Origin of the sequence: Agarivorans sp. B2Z047 (assembly GCF_023373605.1) — a bacterium.
Taxonomy (GTDB): domain Bacteria; phylum Pseudomonadota; class Gammaproteobacteria; order Enterobacterales; family Celerinatantimonadaceae; genus Agarivorans; species Agarivorans albus.
Window position 1 is genome coordinate 541419 of record NZ_CP088080.1, and the last position, 22578, is coordinate 563996.

Here is a 22578-nt window from a genome sequence, read left to right on the forward strand (position 1 = left end):
TTTATTAATAGGTAAATACCCATGTTAATTACATTCAGATGTAAAGCTTACGCAAATGTCACCATGTTTGGTGATATTGGTTTAGCGCTGTTAAAAATGATGGGACACAGTGGCAGTGTGCCGGGAGCGATACGGGCCGAAGATGTTGCCGAAGCTTTAAGCCAGTTAAAAGCTCAGCTAGAGCTTGCTGCACAAGCTCAGGCAGAGCAATCTAACGCTGATGAGAATGATGCCGAATTGGAACCTGTGATTAGTTTAAATACTCGCGCTCAACCTTTAATTGAATTACTCAGCTCAGCGCTTAAAAAACAGTGCGACGTTATGTGGGATAGCTGATAGCTAAGTTTAGCGGCGCGAAAGCGCTCCTATTTAGTGACCTGATGTGCCGCAAGCTAATGAAAAACAAGTCTTAAACCATAGTCTTATTTTTAAGCAAAATAAGCCTAGCGCGAGGCAAATTTTAGGCGTAATATCGCGGCGTCTTGGGGAGTAGTTGATGAAAATTTGCATGTCGTCATCCCGTTAGGTGTCTTACCTATCCGGCATGCGAAGGTACCGAAAGGTATCTCGACGAGACCAACACAAAGGTGCCTAGCCAAAAGGTTAAGCGTGTTTGTTTGTGAAGGTCTAGGCATTATCCCATAAAGACTAGATCCTTTGCCCCTGAGGATCAGTAATGAACTCTATCACTTACTTTGTATTTGCACTCGCCACCTTGGTGTTGGTGCTAGTGGACGTTTGGCAAACTCGAAATGGCAATATCAGTCTTAAAAAAGCGGCTATGTGGAGTGTGTTTTGGTTTGCCTTAGCTATGGCGTTTGCCCTTTCTATACTGTGGTGTTGGCAGTGGTACGCACCAAACAGTGCATATAGTCCGCAACAGGCAGCAATTGCTTTTAGCACCGGTTACTTATTAGAAAAGTCGCTAAGCGTAGATAATCTATTTGTATTCACTGTGATATTTTCCCAGTTTAAGGTGCCCGCTGAGTTGCGCCCTCGTGCTTTGTTGTGGGGAGTGATTGGTGCACTGTTGTTACGCAGTGTGATGATTGCAGTTGGCAGCCAATTGTTAGCAAGCTTTCACTGGGTATTGTATGTATTTGCGGCCTTTTTAGTGTGGACAGGCATACAGCTAGCCTTGCCAGAAAAGCACTCCAATAACCAAGTTCAAACTAATAAGCTGCTGGCAAAGATATGGCCGGTGACCGATCAGTATCATGGCCATGTCTTGTGGGTGAAACGGGAGAACAAACGCTGGTTTACTCCTATGGCCAGTGTGATTAGCGCTATTGCTTTGATGGATGTGTTGTTTGCGCTGGACTCGATACCAGCTATTTTTGCGGTGACTCAAGAGCCATTTTTAGTATTAGCCGCTAACGTATTTGCCTTGTTGGGCCTGCGCTCCTTGTTTTTTGTATTGCAGGGTATGATAGATAAGTTTGTATATTTACGCCCAGCATTGGCAGTAATCATGGTGTTTATTGGGGTGAAAATGGCTTTAGTTGAAACTGTATGGGCGATCCCTACAGCAGTGTCTTTGACCGTCGTTCTACTGGTGATGGCCAGTGCGGTATTGGCATCAATTCAGCGTAATAAGCGAGTAAGTGTTTCGTTAAACTAAATAACAAGAAACCCGCTTTGAAGCGGGTTTCTTGTTGGTGAATAGCGGTTATGTTTAGCGCTGTTTACGTCTAAACATTAGACCGGCAAAAGCTAAACCGAAAATAGCTAAAGTGCTAGGTTCTGGTACCGAAGTCACAGGAGAAAATGAGCTAACATCAAAGGCCACTTCGTTAATGTTACTTGAGTTACTGTGGATAGATAGATGTTCAATTCGGACGTAGCGGCCAATACCATCTAGCAAATCAAATACTTGACCAGTAGCTTGGTCAAAGTTGGCGGTGAAAGAGCCTAAATCAAGCGCGCTAGAAAACGCTGCGTTATCGTCAATTAACACTCTGAAATCTTTAACACCAAAGATGAAATTGGCATTCCATAGTGCAAAACGGTGAAGGTTATAAACTGCACCTAAGTCGAAATCGGTATAGCCTAAGGTATCGGTTGCGCCCCACCACTGGTTCGGTGCGGTATTAATAACCGATTGGCTACTTGGATTGTAGGTATCAAAGTCAGTTACACCACTTACAAAGGTAGTATTAAGGCCCGATTGATCAATCGTATTGTTAATATCTCCAGCAAAGCGAGTGCCCATATTAGTACTAACATCTACTGCCGAAAGAATCACGCCAGCTTGCGCCGATAGGTTGGTAAGTAATCCAAATACTAAACTACATAGTATTAACTTAGCTTTTTTCAATTTCTTTATCCCTTGTTTGGCTAAAAATCACATCTTTAGATGTGATTTCGTTAGCAACTTTTAAGCCAATAAAAAATTACTTTTATTTCATAATCTTATGCTATTTGACATATGATTGAGAAAAAAGATGTAAAGAAATCTGACGTGCTACTTTTGGGGTAAGTAGATGATTTGGATGCACATAAATAGATGGTAGCACTACGGCTTACGGCAGCCTAAAACCAGCGCTTCCATTTAAATATGGCAATTAGTGATACTGCAATTAGCAGCATTGTGCCAAGCAAAATGAAGTAGCCATTTGGGTGATGAAGTTCGGGTATCACTTCAAAATTCATTCCGTAAATGCCGGCTAAAAAACTTAAAGGAACAAAGATGGCGGTAATTAAGGTTAATACTCGCATGGTGTTGTTAAGTTTGTGCGAACTTATCGATAAGTAACCATCCACTAAATCACCGCAAATGTCGTAATACATGCTGCTAAGGCTATGCAATCGTTCGAAGCGCTCGTGTAAGTCTTGCAACACCGGTTGGTCTATCGCTATGTTGTTTACACTTTGTTCTTGCTCGAGATGCAGTAGCTTTTTACTTAGGCTGAGATGGTAACTAAAAATTCGGTTGAGTCGAAGAATGTCGGTTTTATAGCGAGTAATTGTGCTGAGTAATTGGTCATCCCCATGACTACTTAATTGCTCTTCTAATTCACTTAGTTGGTCTTCAAATTCTAGCAATTGGTTTAAATACAAGGTTGAGGCACTGTGCATTATTCGGCTGGCTAAACTTAATGGGTGCTGTAAGTATTTATGAAAGGGCTGTTGTAACAGGTTTTCTATGCCCTGCGACTGACCATCGTGCAGAGTAATAAGGTAGTTTTTACCTACAAACATGGCCAGCTGCATATGCTCAAATTTTAAATCACCAATACAGTGCTGAATGCCTCGATAAAGCATGAATATTTGTTCGTCAAACAGCTCTATTTTAGGTGGGTGGCGGGGACGAAAGGTATCGATTATTGCCAAGGGGTGGCACGCAAAGCGCTTAAGTAATTGCTCGGCTTTGGCATGGCTAAAGCTGCGCAAGTCAATATCAATCCAGATAGTGCCTGCTTCTTGTTCTAACCATGGACCAATTTGCTGCTCGTCGCCCTGTATCGGCTCATCGCCTTTATGGCTTAACCAAGTTCTAATCATTGTGTGCCTTTTAGCTATTTAGTTGCATTTTTTGTGGGAGGTTTAGCCCATTAATAATAGTGAGGCTAGGCCAAGAAAAGCCACAAAACCTACGATGTCGGTCACGGTGGTTAAAATTACCGAACCGGCAACGGCTGGGTCAATTTTCATTTTTTTAAGTATAAATGGAATCATTGTGGCAGACGCTGCTGCGGCCAGGCTATTGAGCACAATGGCCACAAAGATAACTGCACCTAAAGCGGCAGATTTAAACCATAGGCTAACCACTAAGGCGATAACCAGACCCAAGACTAAGCCGTTGAACGCGGCAATTTTTAACTCTTTGTTAAGTAGAAGCTTTAGGTTACTTTGTTGTAAGTGATTCAGCGCTATGCCGCGCAAGGCTACCGCCAAGGTTTGACTACCTGCAATACCACCCATGCTGGCCACCACCGGCATTAATATCGCCAGTGCCACTAGCTGCTGGAGTGCTCCTTCAAATAAGCCAATTACCCATGAGGCTAAAAACGCCGTAGCTAAATTGGTGGTTAGCCAAATCGCGCGCATTTTGGCGGCGGTAGGCACTGGGGTAAACAGATCTTCTTCATCAGATGGTGTATCGATAATCGCAACATCTAAACTGCGCTCTTGTAGCCATTGCACTATGTTGGATAAGGCAATAGCCCCGACAATTTTTCCGTCTTTTTGTACTGGATTCCAAGCATGGCCTGGCACCATGTTCAGTGATAAGGATACATCGGCTAGCATTTGCTGGTGGTCAAATACCTCAATGTTCTGGCTAAGCTCAGTAAGTTTAGTAGTGTCAGCAGAGTTGGCGATGTCGGTCATGCTGCAAGCACCCTGAAACTGCCCTTGGGCATCCACCAAATATACTGCCACATGTTTGTCGGTTTGAGCGCTCAAACGCTGCTTAATTCTGGCTACCGTTGAGTTGGGGCGTGCACGTAGAATGTGAGTATCAACATAACGGCCAATTTGCTCATCATCGTAACTTAGTGCATCTTGCAGCTGTGCCGCGCTAAGCTCGTCTTGTTGCTCAAGATAGATCTCCACCATCGACTCGGGCAGAAAATCGGCAAATTCAACAATTTCGGTATCGCTTATGGTTTGCTGTAGCGCGTTTAGCTGTGATTGATTAAATAGCTCGAAGAAGTGTTTAACGGTTTCATATTGCATGAGATGCAATATGTCCCAGTAGCGCTCTGTCGCTAGCTGAGGCCAGATATGTTGACGATAGTTATCGGGTAAAGACTCAAGCAAATTAGCCAATACCGCATTGTCGTATTGGCTTATAAAGCTAAGCTCGGCAGCGGGCAGCTCTTGTTCAAGAACGTCCAAAACGCGGCGAAGCGCCGCATCATGATGACCATCAAAGGTTTGTTGGTTGGAGCTTGCTAGGTTTTCGCTGGTCATTGGCTAAGTCCTTGTGTTTACGGCTTATTAAGTGCTGGTATTCCTTATTTTGGCGCTGGTTAGTTAATGTTAACTGTTTACCAGAAAGCTTTGAGCAGGGTCTACCAACACTTTATCGCTCATGCCTTGTCGACCTAACAACATTAAGTAGGTCATGTCTTGGCGGTTACTTAAGGTTATCTCAATGGGCCAAATATGTTCGCCCAGCTGAAAACGCGTTTGTATAACGTAACGTTGCTCCACGTCACCATTAGATGACTTGATTTTCCTGGTGTCGTAAATAGGTGCACTACAACGGCAAACTTGTTCCAGGTTATAGATGTCTGGGTGCAAATCAAAGCTAATGTGCGGTTTGCCGTTAACTTTAATTTGCTCCAGATTATCTACATGTAAAGCCGAGGTTTTTGCGCCAGTATCAACTCTAACCGGTAAATCATTAATGCCTAAGTCTGGCAAATTACAAGTTTCTAAGTTGCCAATTACCAGTTTATTCACCGCTAACTTCCTCTTCGTAACCTTGCGCTTTTGGTTTGGAATCTACAGCGCGAGTAGGTTGGTGCTCACCAATGACCACGGCTTTTTGAAAGACCATAGCATTTGGAAAGGTGAGCTTAGAGCCATTTTCGGCCAGCAAAATAACGTGGAACAAGGTGATTTCTTCTAAGCGCCCTTCAACCGAATTATCGCCATCTAGGATCTTAACTTGGTTACCAACCCGGTAAGGGAAAAAGAAAAACACAATAATGCTGGCGGTTACATTGCTTAAAATCGACCACTGAGCAAATAAGGCTACGCCAATAACGGCAAATACCGAGGATAAAAATACCCCAAAATCATTAAAACCTAGATCGCTAACCAGGCTAACCACTAGTGCCAGTATTAATACTAGAGCACTGCGCAGCACCCAACTAACATAGTGGATCCGTGTTTTAGCAATATTGCGTGCTGCTCCGTAGTTAAGCACCAAAGTATTTACTTTGCTTTGCGCGACATAAAAAATCGCAAATGCTACAACGATTAGTAAAAAGGTATTAATACTCATTGTTTAGCTTCTCCTATTGAGGATGTTGAACAGCGTTGATAACAGGGTTTATGGACTCTTGCCAGTTCTCGATCTGTTCGGCAACTTCATCTTGTTCTGCCCCAAAATACGCAAGGTGATACATCGCATCGCCCTCTTGTACTAAGGGGATATTTTGCTTGCCGATCACAATGCCCGAGCGCTTTGCTTTCACTTTACTGATTAGCTCACCAAAAGGGCTATTTATTTCGGCCAAAATATCATTGGCTTCAACCAAATCGCCTAGTTGGGTCGTTTCACTCACTATGCCGCTGGCAGATGCGCGCAACCACGCACTGTTATAGGCTATGTACGGTGAGGTTTTTTTAGTGCTACGGCGTTTTTTAACCATGCCTAAATGCGACAGTACTTTTAATATGCCTTTCACGCCGCTTTGAATCGATAATTCATCAAAACGCAGTGCTTCTCCAGCTTCGTAAAGCAGGATCTTGGTGTTGTTATCTACTGCCGCTTCGCGTAACGAGCCATCACGTAAATCGGCATTAAGTAATACCGGCACGCCAAAGGCCTCGGCCAATAACTTGGTTTCGGGGTCTTTTAGGTTGGCTCTAATTTGCGGCAAGTTAGAGCGATGAATCGCACCGGTGTGTAGATCTATCCCATAGTCACAATGAGCGACAATTTCAGTTAAGAAAATATGCGCCAAACGCCCGGCCAACGAGCCCTTTTCTGAGCCAGGAAAGCAGCGATTTAAGTCGCGCCTGTCTGGCATATAACGGCTTTGATTAAGCACCCCATAAATATTCACCATTGGCACAGCAATTAAGCAGCCTTTGGTGATTTTAAAGCTTGGCGAGCGGGTTAAACGGCGAATTATCTCAATGCCATTTAGCTCATCGCCATGCACTGCGGCGCTTACAAATACCGTTGGGCCTGGTCGTTTGGCGCGGGTAATTAGCACTGGAATCGAAATATTAGTGTCGGTATATAACTTGGCCACGGGGATTTCGATATGTTTTTGCTCTCCCGGTTTTATTTCTTTTCCAGCGATAATCATGTTTTTTGCCTCATTGTTTGACGCTTGGCTTTTAGCCTTTTCCACGGGTTTTAGTGGCGAAAGGTTTGGCGTTTTTTTCGATAAATTCAAATACCATACCGGCAACATCTTTGCCGGTGGCGGTTTCTATGCCTTCTAAGCCAGGAGAGGAGTTTACTTCCATCACCACTGGCCCGTTGTTTGACTGCAAAATGTCTACACCACATAAGTTTAAGCCCATAGCTTTAGCAGCATTTACCGCTGTGGCGCGCTCTTCTTTAGTTAAACGCACTAGCTGAGCTGCGCCGCCTCGGTGTAAGTTTGAGCGAAACTCGCCTTCTGCAGCTTGGCGTTTCATTGCTGCGACTACCTTGCCGCCAACCACTAAACAACGAATGTCGGCACCGCCAGCTTCTTTAATAAACTCCTGAACCAAGATATTGGCTTTTAAACCCATAAACGCTTCGATCACGCTTTCGGCTGCCTTGTTGGTTTCGGCTAACACTACGCCGATACCTTGGGTGCCTTCTAGCAGTTTAATCACTAGCGGAGCACCGCCCACGTTTTTGATTAGATCCTGAATTTTGTCAGGTTTGCTGGCAAAACCAGTGCGCGGCAAGCCAATGCCCTTACGTGACAATAACTGTAGCGAACGCAATTTGTCGCGCGAGCGGCTAATCGCCACCGACTCGTTAACACAAAAGGTGCCCATCATTTCAAATTGACGTACTACCGCGGTGCCATAAAAGGTAATTGATGAGCCAATTCGCGGGATTACCGCATCATACTTGGGCAGTACTTCACCGTTATATCGTACCGTTGGTTTGCTACTGGTTATGTCCATATAGCAGTGCAAGGTATCGATAATGTCTACTTGGTGCCCACGAGCTTCACCGGCTTCTTTTAAGCGGCGGGTGGAGTAGAGGTTTTCGCCTCGAGATAAAATTGCTATACGCATTGTTCAGTCCTAATGGTTAAAAGTTCAGCCTGTTTGCTAATCATCTTCAGTGATAAATGTTTCATCTTCATTTTCAAAGTTGTCAGTAGTTGATTTACAACGACTGTGTAAGGTGTGAAAACGTCGACGAGTTTGTGCCAGCTTTTTGTACTTCATCCAGATCTTCTCAAGCTTGCTTTCTGGCTCTAACTGCTGGCTACATACCAACAAAAAGCGCTGTTCTTGGTTGCCTTCTGGCAGTAATTCTCCGGCATCTATGGCGCGCATGGTTTCGCCGTATAAGCTTAGTAACTCCGCTTCAAGCAAAGTAAAATCGCCTGATTTACGAAAGCCATGTTTAAAGCGTTTGTCGTCATAAAAACGTTTGTTGCCAAAGCGAAAATCGATAATCATGAGGTCACTCCAACTGAGAATTAAGGCTGTTTAAGCAGCGGGATAAGTTGGCTGCAAGGTAGTGATTATTGGCGAAACAAGAAAACGAATTGTTTTTGTCGTAACAACAAAATTTGTTTGTTAACCTCAGCTTAGCTGGGGAGGCGTAAGTAAATGGATGTAAAAGTATTCCGAACGTTCTTGGAAGTGGCCAAAGAAAAGCATTTTGGGCGGGCTTCAGAGAATTTGTATATTACCCAAGCGGCAGTGAGCGCCCGAATTAAGCAGTTAGAAAGCTATTTCGATACCCAGCTTTTTATTCGAGACCGCAATGCCATCAAACTCACCAGCTCCGGTGAGCGTTTAATTACTTACGCGGAAAATATGGTGCGAACCTTAGAGCAATCTAAGGCAGAGTTATTACTTAGCAAAGCTCATGCAATTCAACTTGCTTTAGCGGGGACGCCGAATAGCTGGGATGCCTTTTTGCAACATGGCTTAAGTGTGGTTACCGAGGTGTTTACCGGTTATGCGTTTAGCGCAGAAACCATGGGGCGTGAGCAAATGCACCGCGCATTATTAGAGCGCACTTTAGATATTGGGGTGGGTTTTGACGCCCTAAAATCTGATGAACTGGCAAGCAGCCAAGTGGCCCAACTATCATTGTTATTGGTGTCCACCACACCGCAGTTGCAGCAGCAAGCGCTAGAAAAGGGCTATGTGTATGTAGATTGGGGCAGTCGCTTTGCCTCAGAACATGCGCTGCGCCATAGTAATACTGCTCCGCCTTTCTTGCGTACTTCTACTGGCCGTATCGCTCTAGATTTTATTCTAGAAAAAGGTGGTGCTTGTTACTTGCCTGAGTCGATGGTAGCTCCGTTTATCGATAGCCAGCAGTTATGTTTGGTTGAAGACGCCGAGCCTTGGCTACGGCCTGTGTATCTAAGTTATCGCAAAGACTCTGCTGCGCTTGAGCAAATCAAGCAGGTGGGCTCACTGTTGGATAACAGTGAGCCCACCAGTCCGTTTGTATTGCAACAAGCCGGAGATACTCCTCCTGCCGAGTAACTTAACTCTGCATAGGGGCGGTTAAGGTGAAGTCGATTAAGCTGTCTTTAGGCAGCTCGATGTCATTGCCTTGAGTTATGACCGAAGCACCTACACCTACTTTAGCACCATTTCTAGCGCCATCGCTGCCGTTAATTAAACCACCAATAGCTGCCGCTCGTGCGGTTTTTCCCACAGTATCTCCTGCGGTATTACTGCCACTAGAACTTAATACATCGGTTTGAATGTCGTGCATTTGGTCGTTGATGCGAATATTGGTAAGGGTAATGCTCATACTGGCAGAACCTGCCAAACGACCTGCTTTTTTAACTTCACTTAATTGGCCATAAACGGCACTACCTCGTGGTGCTACTAAGGCATCTCCGGCCATTAGGTCGGCTTCTAACACCGCCGTAAATCGCTGGCCGGTTTCATGCTGGCGAGTATTTACGCCCTCGCTCATACGTACCGTAAGCATGGTACCTGCAGGCACGGTTACAGGCTCTTGGTTAGCCTCGGTATTTGCCGCTGCGCTAGTTTGGTTGGTTTCAGTAAAGCTACTAATGGTGGTGCCATCTTCCGGGGTATCACCAAAACTAATATTTTGCACTTGTTCGGTTGGTAGCTTTACTTCAATACCATGCATGTCTAAAACCAGCTCGTCGGCATTTTGCGACACAATGGCACCTTGGATGGAGCGACCATCTTTTAACTGTACCGTAGCGGCATGAGCTGAACTTGAAATAAGGCCAGCGAAGATAAGTGCGTAAAGGGAAGCTTTAATTTTCATTGAGTGTTTCCTGCAATGGACTGGTTAAGTTGAGCCCATTGTAGGTAAGCTTAAGTGGCTTAAAAATCCACCAAGGTGAAATCCATTGTTTCACCAAATGGACTAATTAAGGTTGTTTTGCCAAAAGGCCTGCACTTTGTCGATAAACACTGCGACTTTGGCGGGAAGAAATTGTCGCGAATGATAAATAGCGTAAATGTAACCACTAAGTTGTTGCGGCTGAGCATAGGCTTTAACTAAGCGCCCTTGTTTAATTAACTCTTTTGATAGAATATCCGGCACTAGTGCGATCCCCTTATCTTGCAAGCATAAATCTAAACCTAGGTCGGGGTTTTGAACGCTAAAAAATGGCGAGACAGGCTGAGAAACTAGTTCGTTGTTATGTTCAAATCGCCAAGAATGAGTCGGGGCTTGTGACACCGAGTTAAAAATAATGCGGTGTTTATCTACATCACTGGGTACTTGAAGTAGCCCATTCTTGGCAATGTAAGTGGGGCTGGCGTAGTAGTCATATTTTATGGTGGCTATTCGCCTCGCAATCAATGAAGAGTCTTTAGGTTCATCCACATGAAACATAATGTCGTAGCGGGTTGAGGTTTGCTCTTCTTGGCGCCCTTCACTGCTGTATGCTTCAAACTTAAGCTCTGGGTATTGGTTGATCATCTCAATCACTACCGGCCAAAAAATGCGTAACAGAGTATTGGGTATGAAGATGCTTAAGGTGCCGCTGGGGTGCTGGTTTTGTTGCTGGGTGTTTTGTTCTAGCTGTTTAGCTTGGTTTAGCAATTCTTCACAGCCTTTCAGATAATTAATTCCCACTTCGGTCAAACTTAAGCTGCGGGTTGTGCGGGCTAACAGCTTTACCCCAAGGTGTTTTTCTAGATTGGTGATACGTCGACTAATGGTTGATTTGGGGATGTTGGTAAAGTCTGCCGCCTTGGTAAAACTGCCTTGTTTTGCCAAGTTAACAAACAACTCCATGTCTTCTAAATTCATCGCTGCCTCCTTACCCTGCTGGTTGTTCCATTATATGCAACAGTGCGGTGAGTGCTTAGGTTTTTATTAGCTTTGTGCATGCCTTCAGGAAATAAATATTTGGTGTAAGCCTTGGTGCGTAACGATTTGTCGTTTATTGGTCAGTAAGGCTGCGCATATTTGACAAAGTACGCTACAGTACAAATGCGAGTTAATTCGTTGTAACACCAAGATTTATTACAAGGAATGTCTAGATGTTTAGTTTTTTTGAAGGGCTCACCGTTCCATTTCCAAAACAAGAGCCTAAACAACCACCTAAAGGTTTATATCAATTTTGTCGTCACTATTGTGCTGGTATGGGGAAGCCTTTGTTATTTATGTCGGTGGTATCGGCCTTAATTGCTATTTGTGAAGTTGCTTTGTTTGGTTTTATGGGGCAATTGGTTGATTGGCTGGGCACTAAAGATCCCGCTACCTTTTTCAGCGAAGAGGCAGCAACCTTATGGATGATGGGGCTCACCTTGTTGGTGGTAATGCCGCTGCTGATCTTGCTGGATTCTCTATTGATTCACCAAGCCTTATTGGGCAATTTTCCAATGGCGATTCGCTGGTCGGCTCACCGTTATTTGCTGCGCCAGAGCGTGTCATTTTTTGCTAATGACTTTGCTGGACGAGTAGCCACTAAAGTTATGCAAACTTCATTAGCTGTGCGCGAAACAGTGATGAAGCTGCTCGACCTGATGGTGTACATCTTGGTTTATTTTGCCGCCATGGTGGTGCTGGTGGCACAAGCCGATATTCGACTCATATGGCCGATGTTGCTATGGCTTTGTGCTTATATTGGGGTGCAGTTGTACTTTGTGCCTAAGTTAAAACGCATTTCAACTGAACAGGCTAATGCCCGCTCATTAATGAGTGGTCGAATTGTTGATAGCTACACCAACATCGCTACAGTAAAGCTGTTTTCGCATAGCCAACGAGAAGCCGATTATGCCCAAGAAGGGATGGACGCTTTTTTGGTTACCGTGCACAAACAAATGCGTTTAGTGACCGGCCTTAACTTTTCGGTGCAACTGTCTAATTACCTGCTTACTTTTGGTATTGCCGCTTTGTCTATTTACTTGTGGACCTTGGGTGATGTGTCGGTAGGCGCTATTGCGGTAGCGATTGCTTTAGTATTGCGCCTTAATGGTATGGCGCAGTGGATTATGTGGGAAATAGGTTCTTTGTTTGAAAACATTGGTACCGTGGCTGATGGCATGACTACCTTAACCACCAAGCAAACTATTACCGATAAAAAGGATGCCAAGCCAATTAAAGTGACCGAAAGCCGCATTCATTATCGCGATATTCGCTTTCACTACGGTGAGCAAAGTGGCGTGATTGATAAGCTTAACTTGCAAATTAAAGCGGGTGAAAAGATTGGCCTAGTAGGGCGTTCGGGTGCCGGTAAAACCACCTTGGTTAATTTATTGCTGCGTTTTCATGATGTGGAAGGCGGCGCTATTTTGATCGACGATCAAGATATTAGCCAAGTGACCCAAGATAGCCTGCGGGCGCAAATTGGTATGGTGACGCAAGATACGTCCTTGCTGCATCGCTCGGTGCGCGACAATATTTTGTATGGGCGTCCCGACGCAAGCGAAGAGCAAATGATTGAGGCTGCCAAGCAAGCTAAAGCCCATGAGTTTATTTTAAGCCTTAGCGATCAAGACGGTCGTACTGGTTACGACGCCCATGTAGGCGAGCGCGGGGTTAAGCTTTCGGGCGGTCAGCGCCAGCGAATTGCGATTACCCGGGTACTGCTAAAAGATGCGCCTATTTTAGTCTTAGACGAAGCGACTTCGGCGCTAGATTCTGAAGTAGAAGCGGCAATTCAAACCAGTTTGAATCAGTTGATGGAAGGTAAAACGGTGATCGCAATTGCTCACCGCTTATCAACGATTGCCGCCATGGACCGTTTAATTGTGCTAGATAAAGGCGAGATTGTAGAGCAAGGCAGCCATGCCGAGTTAATCAAAGGTGACGGTATTTACAGTCAGCTTTGGGCACATCAAACTGGTGGTTTCTTGGGTGACTAAGCCTGATTGCTAGTTTTGAAAAGCCAGCAGAGATGCTGGCTTTTTTGTTGTACAGAGTTATTTAGTGGCAGCTTTAGCCCGCTGGCGCTGACTAAATCGCTGTGGCGCTGGCTTTAAGTGCTCTAGCAAATGTTGATTTTGAGCGGCGGTTTTCTCGACTAATTCTGCCGTTGTTTTTAAGCTAGAGGCCAGCTGGTTAAGTTGTCCGGTGGCGCTAAGCACTGCGCGGCTAGTTGGCGCTAACACACTAAAGTAAATAGCTAACAAAGCGACAATAATGATTATCACCAAACTGATTAAGATGATCATTACCCAAAACTGCACTTCACTGGATAACTTATCGGCTAAGTTCACAATGGGTTTGGTGCTTTGCGCGACGGTATCGGGCAGTTGCTTTAAGCTGATATCTAGCTGTTGGCTTAGCTGCTCTACCGAGTTAAGGGTTTGTTGAAAGTGCTGTTGCTGCTCTGGGCTAAGTTCTGGATTGCTAGCAAGTTGATTAACGCTATCGGCGATGTCTCGCAAAGCTTGTGATGCCTGAGCCGCAGCTTTATCAATCCCTATCACTTCTACCTGTAATTGCATATTAAGTTGCGGAGAATCTGATTCAAGCATGGCTGAAGACTCATTGGCAACGGCCAGGGAGAGATTACTTAGGCCGAGTATTAACAAGCAGGCTGTTAACAGGGTTCTCATTGGTTTTCCTCAGGTTTATCGCAAAGCTAGTAGCAATGTAACAGTACTATTAACTAAGTGGTAGTTAGTCACCGGTAGTTGAGTTCATCCTTGTGCCTGACTACGCTTAAATTACCTTAAGTAAAGTATGGTTAAGTATGGGCAAAGTTTCTGACATTAGTGCTTATTACGGAATAGTGATCCACCGGGACTTTGTACCGCTGTTCGCTGACGAACGCTATGCTCAAATGTTCGGTTACGATAGCGCTGAAGATATTATGGCCTTGCCTTCTTTACTGGAACTGATTGCTGAAGATGATCGCGACGAAGCGATTAGCGCTTACGAGGCAGTAATGAGTGGCCAAGTGCGGCCAAAAGTAAGGGTCTACGAAAACTATAATCGAGACGGTGAGCAATTCTCGGTGTTAACTATTGATCACCTCACCGAGTGGCAGGGCAAACCTGCTTTGCAAATTACTCTAGTGGATTTTTCACCACAAATTGCCGCGGAGAAAAAGCTACAGCAAAGTGAGCAACGTTATCGTTTATTAACAGAGTCTTCTTTGCAGGGGATTATGGTACACCGTTTTTTTGAACCGCTTTATTGCAACCAAGCGATGGCCAATATTCTGGGTTATGACAGTCCAGAAGCAGTGCTTAAGTTGGACAGCCTATTGTCTATTATCCCCGAAGAAAACCAACAACAAGCTATTCAGTTACATGAACGCTTGATTCAAGGTGAGGTGGATAGCAATAGTGTTGTCACTGAAAATGTTCGCCGTGATGGCACATCCGCTTGGTTGCACATTAGTGAAGCGGTGGTGAAGTGGAATGGCAAACCTGCTGTGCAGTCAGTGATGATGGATGTGACGCAGCAACATCATGATCAGCGACGTTTAGAGTTTCAGGCAAATCATGACCCCCTCACTGGATTAATGAATCGGCGCTCCATGAGTGAGACCCTTACCGAGGAGTTTGCTATTAGCAAACGCTCGTTACAGCCCTTATGTTGTATCTTGTTAGACATTGATAACTTTAAACAAATTAACGATCGATTTGGTCATTCTGCCGGTGATGAAGCCTTGCGGTTATTTGCCATAGAAAGCTTAAAGGTGCTGCGAAACGGTGATTATTTATGTCGTTGGGGCGGAGAGGAGTTTTTGTTATTGTTGCCAAATACAGTGCAAGAGCAGGCACTACTAATAGCCAATCGAGTCCGAGAGCATTTAGCCGAGCTTGAAGTGATAAAGGATGAGCATAAATTTAGCACCACCGTGAGTTTGGGTTTAGCGATGTTAACTAGCTATGATTCTAGCCCAGAAGCGCTGGTTGCTCGTGCCGACAGCGCTTTATATATTGCCAAAGAGCGCGGCAAAAACCGGGTGGAATTAGCGCCGCAAGTTTATGAGCTATAGGTACTTATTCAAAGATATGGTCGGCCCACAAGGTTAAGCCGCTGGTTACGCTACCAAAGTTATCCCCGCTAATTAAAGGTGCTTGATAGCGTTTGGCTAAAAAGTTTTTAACCATGGGTGAATTAGCGCTGCCGCCAGTTAAGAATATCGCCTCGGGTTGGCAACCTGCTTGCGCGATAACATCGTCACTAAGTGCAGCAATACTGTTAAGCAGTCGTTCAGCTGCCTGCTGGTAAGCCTCTTGAGTGACGTTTACTTCTAGTTGCTCCAGTAAGTAAGACAAATCCACAGTGGTCGTATTCGCTTCGCTTAAGGCAATTTTTGCTTGCTCTGCACAGGCACTTAGCTGGTAGGTTTGTCGCTCTGTGCTTAGGCGCAGTAAACCTTTAAGTGGGCTTAGTTGCGGCTCTTTCAGTAAGCGTTGCAATAACAAGCGGGTATCTTTTTCATAGAAACGGGTTTGCGCGGGGAAGTCATTAATTGCAGCTGCATCCCAAAAAGGCTTAATTGGCATTGGCTGGCCACTGGCCAAGTTAAGCTTGGCGCCTAGGCTGGGCATTAGGGTTTCAAAATTTAAGGCTATGTCGAAGTCATTACCGCCAATGCGCTCGCCGTTGTAACCTAGCACTAAGTCTTGATGATCTCGCTCGGCAAGGTAGTTTGGCCCCATAATTAGCATCGATACATCGCTGGTACCACCGCCAATATCTATCACTAATACACGTTGTTCTTGCTGTAATTGCTGTTGATAGCTTAAACCAGCTGCCATCGGCTCATACAAAAACTCTACCTGCTTAAAGCCAACAAAACGGGCTGCATTGCTAAGTATAGTGATGGCTTGTTGGTTGCTTACTTCGCTGTTTAAACCTTGGAAGTTAACTGGGCGACCGATTACCACTTTAGCCAGTTCGGCTTGACCACTTTGTTTCACTTGCTGGCTTATGTGCCACATCATGGCGGCGGTAATATCTTCAAACTGTTGCTGTTGACGCTCGCGAATACCGCTAGCACCCAAAAATGACTTGGGAGAGCGCACGTAATAACAATCGGCGGGATCGACGAGATATTCTTTTAGCGCTTGTTGGCCAAAGCTTAGGTGCTCGTCGTAGCCGTCAAGTTTGAGTTCTTTTAAGGCGCGTAAACTGGCACTTAGCTGGTTACCACGTGCTTGCTGATAAGCCTGGGCCTTACCTTGAGTGTCTAATTGCTGATATAACCATGCACAAATCATCTCTGATTGGGGGGCAAATAAGGTAGAGGGCATATAATTGCCGTGCTCGGGAAGCCTGACTAATTGCGCTTGTTTACCTTGCATTACACCAACCGCACAGTTGGACGTTCCAAAATCGAAACCCGCAATTGAATGACTCATAACCAAGGCCTTATACCTGCAAAAAAGGTCGCGCAGAGTAGCAAAATTACTGTCCCGAGTATAGCGTTTCAGGGCTCCAGTTTTAGCGAATTTACCAGTTTAAATCGGCGTCAATAATAGTTAGCACGTAGTTTTCTTGATTGCTGTCGCTGCGCTGCAATTGCCAGTGCTCGTCATCGATTTTTTGATAAACCAGCTGTTCACCGTGGCCAGAATCAGCATATAGCTGTAGCTGTTCAAAACTACTTGAAGGGGGATTAGTGGCCTGGCTAAGGTCAAAGAAAGCCAGTATTTGTTTGCGTTCACCCGAGACGATTTGGCCTTGGAGCAACTGCTTGTCTACCGCCTCTATTTGCGAGCTTAGCTCACTGCTGAAGGTGAGATTGTAGTTGCTTTGGTTATCTAGGGTATAGCGGCTATACAGGGTATAGTCTTCGCCCGTAAGTGGCTTATTGCAGTTACAAGCGTTAAGGCTAAATAACAGCACTAGCCCAAGAGCTTTGCGGTGGTGGAGCATTATTGCAGTTACTTTGTATTCTATTAATAGCGCGAAATATAGCTTAATAGTGTTGTTTGTCAATGAGAGTGTAGTCGGTCTCCACAGCGCTGTTGTGTTGTTGCAACAAGTCTGCAATGCTGGGAGCAAGCTGCCATTGCCAGTTAGCGGGAAAAGCCAGCTCTTGGCCTTTCGATTGTGCTAAGGCTTGCTCGGCTAGGGACTTAGCGCTTATCTCTGCCAGTTTATCTAATAGCCGTAATTCTTGCTTAGCTTGGCTGTATTCAAAATAGTGTTTGTTGAGTCCCCAGCCGCTGTCCCAGGCAAGTAACTCGATTTTACTTAGGGCAAATATGTCGCGCAGTAAGTTGCCTTGCAGTAAGGGCCAGCCAGTGATGCCCAAAATGCCAAACTGCTGGGCGCGCTCTGGTTCTCGTCGGCATAGTTGCCAGGCAGATCCAGCGTAAATAAATTGCTTATCTGGCAGGTCTAGTGGATCAAACGTAATGTTTAATAGCGCTTGTTGCTTAGCATCAAGCTGGGCGTCTACTTTTATCCAACGTTGTTGCTGCTTGTGCCAATATTCACATATCCAATGGTCTTCGTAAGGGTGCATGCCGAGGTAGGTGGCAAAACCACAGCGCAAGCGCGCTGCAATGCCTTGAGCACGTAATAATGTGCAGAGCAGCAAGGCAAAATCTCGGCAATTTCCAAGCATTCTTTGGTTAGCTGGTTTGTCCGCAAGTAGCGGCCCTTCGTTATTGCTTAAGCGCTTTAGCTTTTGCTGCACGCTGCGAGTTTGCATTTCATCTAGGCGCTGGGTGAAATCCGGGTCGAGTTGGTAGTGTTGTAACCAATAGGGATGAACCAAGTTGTTTTGCACGCACTTAACTAATTCGGCGATATCCGCTTGGCAATCTGGCAGTTGCGGCAAATAGTTTTTGGGGTCACTAAACTCACTAAAATTGGCGTAATTAATTGAAGGGCTCATGGGTGCTTGCCTTTGGCTAGTTAATGGGCAATAGAAGGTCTGTTATTAGGGATTGCTCAGGGATGCTATCGGCTGTTTTATTGTGGTAGATCTCTAAGCAATTGGCGTCTCGAAGCTGATAGCTTGACTGCGGCAGCCAGTCGCGCAGCAGCACTTGATAGCTGTTGGGTATGCTTGCGTAACCTCCGTGGTGGCGCAACTTAGCGAATTTACCGCCAGGCAAAGTTAGTTGTTGAATGCCCAGTTCGGCAAGTTGCGAAGTGCAGGGCAAGCGGGCGTGGTTTGTTTGCTCCATTGGCAAACTTAGGCACGCATCAAAACGCACTTGCTCCGGATGGGTAACTTTAGGATCATCGTAGGAGACACCAATCATAGTGCTTTGCTGAGTATCTAACCCCACTTTATTGCAAGCGCTAAATAGCTGGCGCCAAGCTTTGGGGGCAGCTTAGGCATAAGGACCTCGTTCTGGTGAACATAATGCCGCTTGTGGCGCGAGATCTATTACCTCAACTTGGCTGACAGCTTGAGGGTTAAGCTTGTTAGATTGTTCTGGAGAAGGCGGAAGCCAGCCCTGATTTCTTACTTGAAGTGGCGTTTGCTCAAACTGTTGTTTAAACGCTTTGTTAAAGGACGCTTGGTTTTGATAGCCGCTTTGATTGGCGATATCGACTAAGCTTTGTTGACTAAACCTAAGGTGATTTAACGAACGCTCTAGCAACAAACGCTTGCGATAAGCATAAATGCTTTCACCGACATAGGCATGAAATAGCCGACAAAAGTGAAAGCGTGAAACACAGGCTAGAGCAGCCAGCTGATCAATATCCAGCTGGCTATCAAGAGTTTGCTCTACTTGTCTTTTGACCGTATTAATTCGCTGTTGTTGGCTTGCCATATTGGACTCAATTACTTGACTTCAAATCAGTTTAGCCAGTTTGTGAGTTATTTTCTTTTCCATTCTTGCGCATTGCTTAAGCTTAATTCTTCAAGCACTTATAGATGCCTTACTAGGGTCTGTTGATCTTTGGTGTTGAAATTTTGTTCGCTTATCCGAACCCTTCGGGCAGCATTTATTAGCCATTTATTCAGCGTTAGCGAGTGATTATTAAGCCCACTTAACTGCACACTCACTGCCTTGCCTAAATGGCTAATAAGTTGCTGCAGAAACCATCAGCAAAGATCAACAGACCCTAGTCACAGACGTTCAAACTTTAAAGGCTTGTTCTAGCCAGTTATGCCGAATACACTGAGCCCCTTGGTCGGAAATAGTAAAGTAATAATGAATACACAAACTAAAGCCTATGCTTTTGGCATAAGTGCAGTGTTAATGTGGTCTACGGTGGCCACTGCTTTTAAATTAGCACTGCAGTGGTTAAGCCCCATTCAATTGGTATTGCTGGCTTCAGTCACTTCAATTTTGTTGTTAAGTGGTGTGTTGTTATGGCAACGCAAACTGCCCTTAGCGTTAAGCTATGCTAAGCAGCGGCCCGGCTTCTTTTTGCTGGTAGGTGCTATAAATCCTTTCCTTTATTATTTAGTACTGTTCAAAGCCTATGACTTATTGCCGGCCCAGCAAGCTCAGTCACTTAATTATACCTGGGCAATTACCTTGGCTTTGCTGGCAGTCCCCTTTTTAAAGCAACAATTGCGTAAGCAAGATCTGCTTGCCATGGCCTTAGGCTACTTTGGGGTTCTGGTGATTGCGACGCGAGGTGACTTGCTAAGCATGCAGTTTGACAGTGTGCTAGGCGTTCTGCTGGCACTGTTTAGCACCTTGTTGTGGGCAGGCTATTGGATTATCAATACCCGTAACTCTGGCGACCCGGTAGCGAGTTTGCTGGTGGCCTTCTGTTTTAGTCTGCCAATGGTACTAGCCTATTGTTGGTGGAGTGATGGCTTACCCAGCTTTAATGCTAAAGCTTGGTTAGGCGCGGCTTATGTAGGTTTGTTTGAAATGGGCATTGCCTTTGTATGCTGGGTATTAGCATTAAAATTTACTAACAACACCGCGCGTATTAGTAACCTTATTTTTATTTCCCCGTTTTTGTCGCTGTTTTTTATCAGCTATTTTTTGAACGAAGTGATAGAACCTGCAACATACTTGGGTTTAGTGTTAATTATTAGTGGCTTATTGATACAGCAATGGCGTGGTAAGAAAAAGGCAACTTAGTTGCTTGGCTTATTGCGTTTTATCTCAGTTTTTTAAGCTGAGAAAAGCGCCACAAGTTTTGATCTTGACGCTAGGGTAAGTGGCTACATCTGTGTATGCTAAAATTCATATTTACCCAATTACTCATGGTGTGATGACTAAACAAGCAATAAGCCAACAAGATTTGATTGATCTGGCCAATCAGCTACTGCGCGAGCACGAAGACTATATTCCTGGAATAGAAGTTCGCGAAGTATCACAACAGCGTGATGTGCTTACCTTTAAGGGTGAAGCCTTTTTAGACGATGACTTATTACCTACAAGTAATAGCCCAAAAGCTTTTAACTTGTACAAATGGCTGTGTCATCGCCTATCCGAGCAATACACCCTTAGCGAATAAGCTTGTAGCTACTTAGCGCATAGATTACCGCCTAGTAAGGCGCTAAGTATTGTTAAGGCAATCGCTTAGCTGGTTTTTTGTATCGCTAATTAATCCGCTAGCAAATAGATAATGGCTTGGTAGGGCGCTAAGTTAAGCTGAGCTAAATCTACTTCTGATTCATCCTCTGGCTGAAGGTTATCCAGCACCACTTCTGCAAGCTTATAATCTAAACTCAAGGTTTGAGTTTGTTGGCTGACATTGGCAACAATTAGCAACCTTTGCTCCTTATATTGGCGAATATAAGCGAATATATGAGGGTGCTCTTCCATTAATAATTGGTAACTGCCATAGACCAAGGTATCGCCAAATTTGCTGGATTTTCGCAGTGCGATTAAGCGTTGGTAGTGATAAAACACCGAGTGTTGATTGGCAAGCGCATTAGCAACATTTATTTGCTGATAGTTGGGATTAAGCTTGAGCCACGGCTACCCACAACTAAAGCCAGCGTTGTCAGAGTTATCCCACTGCATGGGAGTTCGGGCATTATCACGGGCGCTTTGATACACACCTTGCATAAATTGCTGATGACTTAAGCTTTGCTGCTCTACCACTTTTTCTTGGTAACTGTTTTTAATTTCTATGTCATCGTAATCACTTAGCTCGGCAAATTGTACGTTGGTCATGGCGATTTCTTCGCCCTGGTAGATGTACGGTGTGCCTTGCATTCCATGCAGCAGCGTTGCAAACAATTTGGCGCTGGCTTCGCGGTATTCGCCATCATTACCCCAGCGGCTAACAATGCGTGGTAAGTCGTGATTGTTCCAGAATAGGGCGTTCCAGCCATCGCCATCAAAGGCGGTTTGCCATTTGCTAAGCACCTTTTTTAAGGCAACTAAATCAAAATCTTGTACTTGCCACTTTCCATGTTCTGGGTGCCAGTCTAAGGCGGCGTGTTCGAACTGAAATACCATCGACAGCTCTTCACGACGCGGATCGGAATACAACTTGGCTATCTCGGGGGTGGCTCCCCAAGTTTCGCCCACGGTCACCAGCTTTTTACCTTTGAAACAAGCTTGATGCATTTGCTGCAACAGCGGGTGTAAACGCGGACCATTCTCGGTAATACCTTGGTCAATTTGTTTGCCAATTAAATCAATCACATCTAAACGGAAGCCTGCCACGCCTTGCTCTACCCACCAAGAAATCATTTGATGAATTTCTTTTGCTACGGCTGGATTTTCCCAGTTGAGATCGGGCTGAGCATCGGCAAACAGGTGGAAGTAATACTGGCTAGTGACGGGATCATATTGCCAGGCTGGGCCACTAAAAATAGAGCGGATCTGATTAGTTTGGTCTCGCCAAATATAATAATCGCGGTAGGGGTTATCTCGGCTTTGTTTTGCTTGCTTAAACCAATGATGTTGGTCGGAGGTATGGTTAAGTACCAAGTCCATCATTATGCCGATGTTACGCTGTTTAGCTTGATGGATTAACTGGCGCATGTCGTTCATGTTACCAAAGCGCGGATCTATGGCCTGATAGTCGGCAATGTCGTAACCATTGTCTTTCATTGGAGAGAGATAAACAGGCGATAGCCAAATAAGATCAATGCCCAGCTTTTCCAGATAATCTAGCTTGCTAATAATACCTTTTAAATCGCCGTTGCCATCACCGCTACTATCACAAAAACTGCGTGGGTAAACCTGATAAACAACTGCCGAATGCCACCATTGTTGGTTCATGATTAAATTCTTTTACTGCTATGAATTAAGGTCATTGTAATAGCTCTTTGGTGCTTAGAGTAGTTAGTAATTACTGTCATGAAATTTTACAAACCCTACTGTTTATAGGCCTTTCAGGGCTGTTTTAGCAGAAACTGGAACTTAAAGTTTGCAGTTAAATAA

General features: G+C 44.9%; 24 protein-coding genes and 1 pseudogene. 7 read left to right on the plus strand and 18 right to left on the minus strand.

Annotation, left to right across the window (positions count from 1 at the left end):
- Positions 1 to 21: 21 nt before the first annotated feature.
- Both LQZ07_RS02550 and LQZ07_RS02555 read left to right on the plus strand, forming a co-directional pair.
- Positions 22 to 336 carry a DUF1840 domain-containing protein gene (locus tag LQZ07_RS02550; protein ID WP_152783078.1) on the plus strand — a complete coding sequence of 105 codons (315 nt, stop codon included), beginning with the start codon at positions 22 to 24 and terminating at the stop codon, positions 334 to 336.
- A 340-nt stretch (positions 337 to 676) separates the two neighbouring features.
- Positions 677 to 1621: a TerC/Alx family metal homeostasis membrane protein gene (locus LQZ07_RS02555; protein ID WP_152783080.1), complete on the plus strand. Its 945-nt coding sequence runs from the start codon at positions 677 to 679 to the stop codon at positions 1619 to 1621.
- Between the two features lie 54 nt (positions 1622 to 1675).
- Here the strand turns inward: LQZ07_RS02555 and LQZ07_RS02560 are convergent, their stop codons facing one another.
- The 8 genes from LQZ07_RS02560 to maoP all read right to left on the minus strand — a co-directional run bounded on the left by LQZ07_RS02560 (position 1676) and on the right by maoP (position 8325).
- Positions 1676 to 2317: a PEP-CTERM sorting domain-containing protein gene (locus tag LQZ07_RS02560; protein WP_152783082.1), complete on the minus strand. Its 642-nt coding sequence runs from the start codon at positions 2315 to 2317 to the stop codon at positions 1676 to 1678.
- A gap of 215 nt (positions 2318 to 2532) precedes the next feature.
- Positions 2533 to 3504 (minus strand): magnesium transporter CorA family protein, encoded by a 972-nt coding sequence (locus tag LQZ07_RS02565; RefSeq protein WP_152783084.1) that lies wholly within the window; start codon positions 3502 to 3504, stop codon positions 2533 to 2535.
- Between the two features lie 42 nt (positions 3505 to 3546).
- Positions 3547 to 4917: a magnesium transporter gene (locus LQZ07_RS02570; RefSeq protein ID WP_152783086.1), complete on the minus strand. Its 1371-nt coding sequence runs from the start codon at positions 4915 to 4917 to the stop codon at positions 3547 to 3549.
- A gap of 69 nt (positions 4918 to 4986) precedes the next feature.
- Positions 4987 to 5412, minus strand: a complete 426-nt coding sequence (locus LQZ07_RS02575) for a RimK/LysX family protein (RefSeq protein WP_249483484.1) — start codon at positions 5410 to 5412, stop codon at positions 4987 to 4989.
- The gene (locus LQZ07_RS02580) at positions 5405 to 5959 is read right to left on the minus strand and encodes a mechanosensitive ion channel domain-containing protein (RefSeq protein WP_152783088.1); all 555 of its coding nucleotides are present in this window, start codon (positions 5957 to 5959) and stop codon (positions 5405 to 5407) included. The genes LQZ07_RS02575 and LQZ07_RS02580 overlap by 8 nt, the downstream gene beginning before the upstream one ends.
- 13 nt (positions 5960 to 5972) lie before the next feature.
- A complete protein-coding gene (locus LQZ07_RS02585) occupies positions 5973 to 6995 on the minus strand; it encodes a succinylglutamate desuccinylase/aspartoacylase family protein (protein WP_152783090.1) in 1023 nt (340 codons plus the stop codon).
- Between the two features lie 31 nt (positions 6996 to 7026).
- Positions 7027 to 7932, minus strand: a complete 906-nt coding sequence (rimK, locus tag LQZ07_RS02590) for a 30S ribosomal protein S6--L-glutamate ligase (RefSeq protein ID WP_152783092.1) — start codon at positions 7930 to 7932, stop codon at positions 7027 to 7029.
- 36 nt (positions 7933 to 7968) lie between these two features.
- Positions 7969 to 8325, minus strand: coding sequence for a DUF413 domain-containing protein (gene maoP / locus LQZ07_RS02595; protein ID WP_152783094.1), 357 nt, complete (start codon positions 8323 to 8325; stop codon positions 7969 to 7971).
- Positions 8326 to 8478: 153 nt separating this feature from the next.
- Between maoP and LQZ07_RS02600 the strand changes: the two genes are divergently transcribed.
- On the plus strand, positions 8479 to 9372 hold the full coding sequence (locus LQZ07_RS02600) for a LysR family transcriptional regulator (RefSeq protein WP_152783096.1): 894 nt from the start codon (positions 8479 to 8481) through the stop codon (positions 9370 to 9372).
- 1 nt (position 9373) lies between these two features.
- On the opposite strand, the gene LQZ07_RS02605 is transcribed toward LQZ07_RS02600, so the two are convergent.
- Complete coding sequence (locus tag LQZ07_RS02605; protein WP_152783111.1) at positions 9374 to 10141, minus strand: hypothetical protein; 768 nt, start codon at positions 10139 to 10141, stop codon at positions 9374 to 9376.
- A 102-nt stretch (positions 10142 to 10243) separates the two neighbouring features.
- On the minus strand, positions 10244 to 11137 hold the full coding sequence (locus LQZ07_RS02610) for a LysR family transcriptional regulator (RefSeq protein WP_152783113.1): 894 nt from the start codon (positions 11135 to 11137) through the stop codon (positions 10244 to 10246).
- Between the two features lie 233 nt (positions 11138 to 11370).
- On the opposite strand from LQZ07_RS02610, the gene LQZ07_RS02615 reads away from it, so the two are divergent.
- Positions 11371 to 13197, plus strand: coding sequence for an ABC transporter ATP-binding protein (locus LQZ07_RS02615; protein WP_016401967.1), 1827 nt, complete (start codon positions 11371 to 11373; stop codon positions 13195 to 13197).
- Positions 13198 to 13254: 57 nt separating this feature from the next.
- Here LQZ07_RS02615 and LQZ07_RS02620 read toward each other — a convergent pair whose 3' ends face one another.
- The gene (locus LQZ07_RS02620) at positions 13255 to 13893 is read right to left on the minus strand and encodes a hypothetical protein (RefSeq protein ID WP_152783115.1); all 639 of its coding nucleotides are present in this window, start codon (positions 13891 to 13893) and stop codon (positions 13255 to 13257) included.
- Positions 13894 to 14030: 137 nt separating this feature from the next.
- Between LQZ07_RS02620 and LQZ07_RS02625 the strand changes: the two genes are divergently transcribed.
- Positions 14031 to 15287 carry a sensor domain-containing diguanylate cyclase gene (locus LQZ07_RS02625; RefSeq protein WP_152783117.1) on the plus strand — a complete coding sequence of 419 codons (1257 nt, stop codon included), beginning with the start codon at positions 14031 to 14033 and terminating at the stop codon, positions 15285 to 15287.
- Between the two features lie 4 nt (positions 15288 to 15291).
- Here LQZ07_RS02625 and yegD read toward each other — a convergent pair whose 3' ends face one another.
- From yegD to LQZ07_RS02650, 5 genes and pseudogenes are all read right to left on the minus strand, one after another.
- Positions 15292 to 16659 carry a molecular chaperone gene (yegD, locus tag LQZ07_RS02630; protein WP_152783119.1) on the minus strand — a complete coding sequence of 456 codons (1368 nt, stop codon included), beginning with the start codon at positions 16657 to 16659 and terminating at the stop codon, positions 15292 to 15294.
- 91 nt (positions 16660 to 16750) lie between these two features.
- Entirely contained in the window at positions 16751 to 17176 is a 426-nt protein-coding gene (locus tag LQZ07_RS02635; RefSeq protein ID WP_152783121.1) for a hypothetical protein, read from the minus strand.
- 43 nt (positions 17177 to 17219) lie between these two features.
- Positions 17220 to 18146: a transglutaminase family protein gene (locus LQZ07_RS02640; RefSeq protein WP_152783123.1), complete on the minus strand. Its 927-nt coding sequence runs from the start codon at positions 18144 to 18146 to the stop codon at positions 17220 to 17222.
- Between the two features lie 16 nt (positions 18147 to 18162).
- Positions 18163 to 18573 (minus strand): annotated as a pseudogene (locus LQZ07_RS02645) (GyrI-like domain-containing protein); the annotation flags it as partial.
- An 18-nt stretch (positions 18574 to 18591) separates the two neighbouring features.
- On the minus strand, positions 18592 to 19038 hold the full coding sequence (locus LQZ07_RS02650) for an AraC family transcriptional regulator (RefSeq protein WP_152783127.1): 447 nt from the start codon (positions 19036 to 19038) through the stop codon (positions 18592 to 18594).
- A 384-nt stretch (positions 19039 to 19422) separates the two neighbouring features.
- On the opposite strand from LQZ07_RS02650, the gene LQZ07_RS02655 reads away from it, so the two are divergent.
- Together LQZ07_RS02655 and LQZ07_RS02660 are read left to right on the plus strand one after the other, a co-directional pair.
- Entirely contained in the window at positions 19423 to 20313 is an 891-nt protein-coding gene (locus LQZ07_RS02655) for a DMT family transporter (RefSeq protein WP_152783129.1), read from the plus strand.
- Between the two features lie 91 nt (positions 20314 to 20404).
- Positions 20405 to 20692: a DUF2498 family protein gene (locus tag LQZ07_RS02660; protein WP_016401959.1), complete on the plus strand. Its 288-nt coding sequence runs from the start codon at positions 20405 to 20407 to the stop codon at positions 20690 to 20692.
- A gap of 89 nt (positions 20693 to 20781) precedes the next feature.
- On the opposite strand, the gene LQZ07_RS02665 is transcribed toward LQZ07_RS02660, so the two are convergent.
- Together LQZ07_RS02665 and LQZ07_RS02670 are read right to left on the minus strand one after the other, a co-directional pair.
- Positions 20782 to 21090, minus strand: coding sequence for an alpha-glucosidase C-terminal domain-containing protein (locus LQZ07_RS02665; RefSeq protein WP_249483488.1), 309 nt, complete (start codon positions 21088 to 21090; stop codon positions 20782 to 20784).
- 69 nt (positions 21091 to 21159) lie between these two features.
- The gene (locus LQZ07_RS02670; RefSeq protein ID WP_227981416.1) at positions 21160 to 22416 is read right to left on the minus strand and encodes an alpha-glucosidase; all 1257 of its coding nucleotides are present in this window, start codon (positions 22414 to 22416) and stop codon (positions 21160 to 21162) included.
- Positions 22417 to 22578 lie beyond the last annotated feature (162 nt).